This is a genomic window from Streptomyces sp. NPDC047014 (assembly GCF_040644195.1).
Classification (GTDB): domain Bacteria; phylum Actinomycetota; class Actinomycetes; order Streptomycetales; family Streptomycetaceae; genus Streptomyces.
The window spans coordinates 1-5,256 of record NZ_JBEYVX010000166.1 but is presented as its reverse complement, the minus strand read 5'-3'; the positions used below and the strand labels follow the sequence as shown (position 1 = coordinate 5,256).

Annotated in this window: 5 protein-coding genes; all 5 read left to right on the top strand. The window is 72.7% G+C overall.

Annotated features, from left to right (window positions below; all coding sequences use genetic code 11):
• Positions 1 to 1,139: carbamoyltransferase C-terminal domain-containing protein (locus ABZ873_RS33850; protein WP_360880619.1), on the top strand; the 1,139-nt coding region annotated here is incomplete at its 5' end.
• A gap of 51 nt (positions 1,140 to 1,190) precedes the next feature.
• Positions 1,191 to 2,372, top strand: coding sequence for a cupin domain-containing protein (locus ABZ873_RS33845; RefSeq protein ID WP_360880616.1), 1,182 nt, complete (start codon positions 1,191 to 1,193; stop codon positions 2,370 to 2,372).
• 34 nt (positions 2,373 to 2,406) lie between these two features.
• Positions 2,407 to 2,913: a DinB family protein gene (locus tag ABZ873_RS33840; protein ID WP_360880613.1), complete on the top strand. Its 507-nt coding sequence runs from the start codon at positions 2,407 to 2,409 to the stop codon at positions 2,911 to 2,913.
• Positions 2,914 to 3,271: 358 nt separating this feature from the next.
• Positions 3,272 to 4,522, top strand: coding sequence for a cupin domain-containing protein (locus ABZ873_RS33835; protein ID WP_360880610.1), 1,251 nt, complete (start codon positions 3,272 to 3,274; stop codon positions 4,520 to 4,522).
• A partial coding sequence (locus ABZ873_RS33830) for a M13 family metallopeptidase N-terminal domain-containing protein (protein WP_360880607.1) occupies positions 4,519 to 5,256 on the top strand: 738 nt, incomplete at its 3' end. The genes ABZ873_RS33835 and ABZ873_RS33830, both read left to right, overlap by 4 nt.

The following is a 5,256-nucleotide window of genomic DNA, read 5'->3' as shown; positions in this document are numbered from 1 at the left end:
TGGCCGGCGTACGCACCCAGGACGCCTACCTCTCCGTCAGCGGCGGCTTCGCCCTCAACGTCCAGGCCAACACCCGCCTGCTGGAACGCTACGGCTTCCGCGGCCTGCTCACCCCCGCCTGCGCCAACGACTCCGGCGTCGCCCTGGGCCTGGGCCTGCTCGGCCTGTGGACCACCGGCGCCCTCGACACCGCCGACCTGCGCATCACCACCGCCTACCAGGGCAACGACCTGCACCCCGCCGAAACCGACGAGGCACTGACGGCGTTCGCCCCCTTCATCGAGGACATCACCGACTTCCACCCCGCCACCTTCGCCGAGGACCTCACCGACTCCGTCCTCGTCTGGGCCGACGGCCCCGCCGAGATGGGACCGCGCGCCCTCGGCCACCGCAGCCTGCTCGGCGACCCCCGCTCCGAGAAGGTCAAGGACCTCCTCAACGACTACAAGCAGCGCCAGTGGTGGCGGCCCGTCGCCCCCATCGTCCTCACCGAGCACACCGGCGACTGGTTCGAACAGGACCGCCCCTCGCCCTACATGCTGGAAGCCGCCCGCGTCCGCCCCGAGGCCAAAGACCGTATTCCGGCCGTTCTCCACCTCGACGGCACCGCCCGCCACCAGACCCTCAGCGCCCCCGACAACCCCCTGCTGTACCGGGCGATCCAGGCGTTCCACGAAGCCACCGGCGTCCCGATCGTCTGCAACACCTCCCTCAACGACAAGGGAGAACCCATCGCCGACACCGCCGCCCAGTGCCTGAACTTCGCCGTCCGCAAAGGCATCCGCACCGTCTACCTCGCCGGCCGCCGCATCCGCCTGCACGCCCCCGGCACCACCGGCGCCGTCCCGCCGAGCGCACCCCACCCCCGCGCCACCGCCTTCTTCGCCGGCCAGGAAGCCGACCGCGACGCCCTCTGGCAGTCCTGGCTCGACCGCGGCCACACCGAAGCCGGCCTGCTGCTCCTCACCGGCACCCCGCAGCTCCTCGCCGACCCCGCCACCTGGACCCCCAACCGCGTCCGGCTGCTCGCCGAACGCATCGCCTCCCAGGACCCGGCCTTCGCCGAGAACCTCGCGCAGTTCCGCCGCGACCACGGCCCCGGCACGGCCTTCGGCGACGCCCCCGCCCTCCGCCACTGACACCCGCCCCCGGAAAAAGCACCCTCCGGACACCTGGAACGGACCACCGCCATGACCGACCACACCTTCGCCGACCTCGTCGGCGACGAGAAGGAATTCTTCGCCGAGTACTTCAACAAGAAGCCCCTGCTGCGCAAGGGCGCCCTCAAGGCCCCCCAGGACATCCTCTCCCTGCGCCGCCTGGACGAACTGGTCCAGCTCGACATCATCCGCCCGCCCTACCTGCGGGCCAACCTCAAAGGCGCCGGCGTCCCCGACCAGGGATTCACCCGGACCATCACCGTCCAGGGCACCGACCTCACCGACGCCATCGTCCCCGAGAAGGTCTACGAACTCTTCCGCGCCGGCGCCACCATCGTCTGGAGCTCCCTCAACCACCTCGACACCTCACTGCGCGACTTCACCCGCGTCATCAGCGACCGCTTCGGCGCCAAGACCGACTGCGTGGCCTTCCTGACCCCCGCCGGGAAGCAGGGCTTCTCCCCGCACCACGACCCCGTCGACCTGTTCATCGTGCAGACCGAGGGAACCAAGCGGTGGCGGCTGTGGAACCCGGCCGAGGTCCGCCGCGGCGAAGCCGCCTCCTACACCCCCGAACAGCTCGGCGAGCCGGTCATCGACGTCCTGCTGGAACCCGGCGACGTCCTCTACCTGCCCTACGACACCCCGCACGCGGCCGCCGCCGAGGAACTGGCCTCCGTCCACCTCTCCATCATGATCCGCCCCCGGATGTGGAAGGACCTCATCACCCAGACCTTCGAGGAACTGCTCAAGGACCCGGAGTTCAACGAGTTCCCCTTCATCGGCACCGGCCGCACCCCCGGCACCGAGACCCTGTTCACCGAGAAGCTGCGCGCCGTCTCCGAGCGCCTGGCCGCCCTCACCCCCGCCGCGGAACTCGACCGGCTGGCCGAACTCGGCCGCCGCATGCCCGGCAACTCCGCCGGCAACACCTTCCGCAGCACCGCCCGCCTCGACGCCCTCGCCCCCGACACCCCCATGCGGCGCACCGCCGCCACCGTCGCCTTCGACACCCCCGACAGCGGACGCGTCCAGCTCACCGTCAACGGCCACCGCATCGCCGTGCCCGAGCCGGTCGCCGCCAGCCTGGCCCGCCTCGCCGTCGGCGAGGAGATGTCCGCCGCCAGCGTCTTCCCCGGCGTCCCCGCCGACCGGGCCACCCGCACCGCCCAGGGGCTGGCCAGAATCGGACTGCTGGAAGTGGCCGCCTGAACAGCGCCCGCCCACCGGATGAGAGGATCCGGCCGTGACCATCGAACGCCCCTCTCCGCCCACCATCGCCGACGAGCGCGAGATGCTCCGCGCCCACCTGGAGTTCCACCGCCACACCCTTGAGCTCAAGTGCGACGGCCTCACCGACGACCAGCTCCGCACCCGCTCCATGCCCCCCTCCACCCTCAGCCTGCTCGGCCTCGTCCGGCACATGGCCGAAGTGGAACGGGCCTGGTTCCGCCGGGTCGTCGACGGCCAGGACATCCCGCTGGTGTGGTCGCCGGACTTCGACTTCCAGACCGCCTACGACGCCACCGGCGCCGACGCGCCCGCCGCGTTCGCCGCCTGGCGGGCCGAGACCGACCACGCCCGCCGCATCGAGAAGGAAGCCGCCACCTTGGACCTCGTCGTCCACGAACCACGCCGCGGCTTCGACGTATCGCTCCGCTGGGTGATGCTCCACATGATCCACGAATACGCCCGCCACAACGGACACGCCGATTTCCTCCGCGAAGGAATCGACGGCACCACCGGAGTCTGAAACACCCCACCCTTTTCGCGAAAGCCGTGCCCCGCCGCCTCTTTCCGGCAGCGGGGCACGGCCTTTTCTGTATTTCCCCCGCACACGTTCAAGTGCGTACACGGCGCCGGTTGAACGTCATTGACCCGGGTCCCCTCCCTGGGACAACATTTCATCAACGCCGGAACAACCCGGCAGCAAATAAAAGGAGTTGATTGTCATGGAGAACACCTACGACGACATCGAGTTCATCGAGACCTCCGCCGAGCTGCTGGCCACCGCCTACCACGTGAACATCCAGTAAAAGCCGGTCGCGCCATAAGGGGCGGCTCCGGCCGCCCCTTTGGCCCGTACGGCCCGCAGACACGCAGGACCGCGAATGGGAGACGGGATCGTGACGGACTGGACCTTCGAGGAACTGGTCGGGGACACCGGCGAGTTCTTCTCACGCCACTTCGGCGAGCAGCCGCTGCTGCGCCGCGGCGCACTGGACCCCGCCCGCGCCCGGGACCTCGTCTCGGTCGGCCGGCTCGACGACCTCGTCACCACCGAAACCGTGCCCCCCGCCTACCTGCGCATCGCCCGCGCCGGCCAGGGCGTCCCCGGCAAGGCGTACACCCGGGTGGCCGCCGAGCCCGGCACCGCCCTCACCGAAGCCGTCGTACCCGAGCAGGTCTACGAACTGTTCCGCTCCGGCGGCACCGTCACCTGGAACTACCTCCACCACCTGCTGCCCTCCGCCCGCCGCCTGGTCCAGGCGTTCGCCCGGACCTTCGCCGCCCCCGCCGAAGCCGTCGCCTTCCTCACCCCCGCCGGCCACGACGGCTACGCCCCGCACCACGACCCGGTGGACGTCTTCGTCGTCCAGACCGAGGGCACCAAGCACTGGCGGGTCTGGGAGCCGGCCGGCGCACACCGCGGCGAGCCCGCCACCTACCCCGACGGCACCCTCGGCGAGCCCGCCCTGGAGACCACCCTGCACCCCGGCGACGTCCTCTACCTGCCCCACGGCACCCCGCACGCCGCCGCCGCGGGCGACCAGGTCTCCCTGCACGTCTCGGTCACCGTCACCCCGCGCCGCTGGCGGGACCTGCTGCGCGAGACGGTCGAAGAACTCACCGCCGGCGAGGAGTTCGCCGCCGTCCCCCACCTGGACACCCCCGCCACCGGTACCGGTACCGCCGCGCAGGACGGCCCGGCCGTCGCAGCCCTCGCCGCCCGGCTCGCCCTCCTCGCCGAACGCCTCACCCGCCTCGCCCCCGCCGCCGAAGCCGCCCGGCTCACCGAGACCGGCCGGCAGCGGGCGGGCACCCCGCCGCCCCGCGAGTTCGAGCGGCTGGCCTCCCTGTGCGCTCTCGCCCCGCAGGACCCGCTGCGCCGCACCCGGATCCCCCTCGCGATCGGCCCCAGCGAGAACGGCCGCACCCAGCTCACCGTCAACGGCCACACCCTGGCCGTCCCGGACGCCGTCGCCACCACCCTGCGCCTCCTCGAAGCGGGCGGCTCCGTCCAGGCCGGCGACCTCCTCCACGGCGCCCCCGCCCCGCGCTCCGTGCGCGCCGCCGAATCCCTCACCCGCCTCGGCCTGCTGGAACCGGCCACCGCCGCAGCGGGGAGCACGGCCCGATGACCACCGCCCCCACCACCCCCGCACCCGCCCCCGCCACCGCGCCCGCACCCGCGCCGGTGCGCCGGGCGGACGGACCGACCGGCTCCGGACTCCTCGACCGCTCCGTCCGCCCCCAGGACGACTTCCACCGCTACACCTCCGGCCGCTGGGCCGACGGATTCGTCCTGCCCGAGCACCGGGCCGAAGCCACCCTGCTCTCCCTCCTGGGCGAACAGGTCCAGGAAGAGGTCGCCGCCCTCGTACGCGATCCCGGCACCGACCCCGACGGACAGCGCATCGCCGACCTCTACACCAGCTTCATGGACGAGACCCGGATCGAGGAACGCGGCGCCGGAGCCCTCGCCGAGGACCTGGACGCGATCCGCACCGCCCCCGACCGGCTCGCCCTCGCCCGCCTCCTGGGACACCTCCAGGCCCACGGCGTGACCGGAGCCGCCGCCCCCGCCGTCACCCCCGACGCGGGACAGTACGTACTCGACCTCACCCCGTCCGGCCTCGGCCTGCCATCCGCCTCGCTGTACCGCGGGGCGCGCAGCGGGCGCCTGCGCGAGCGGTACGCCGTCCATGTGGCGGCGATGCTCTCCCTCGCCGGGCTGCCCGACGCCGAAGCGGCCGCGGCCCGCGTCCTGCGGGCGGAAACCCTGCTGTCCGGCGGGCACGTCCCGCCGGACAGCACGGGCCCCGCCGTCCCGGACGCCGCCGCACCTGCTGCCTGGGACGCCGCGCCCGCCGCC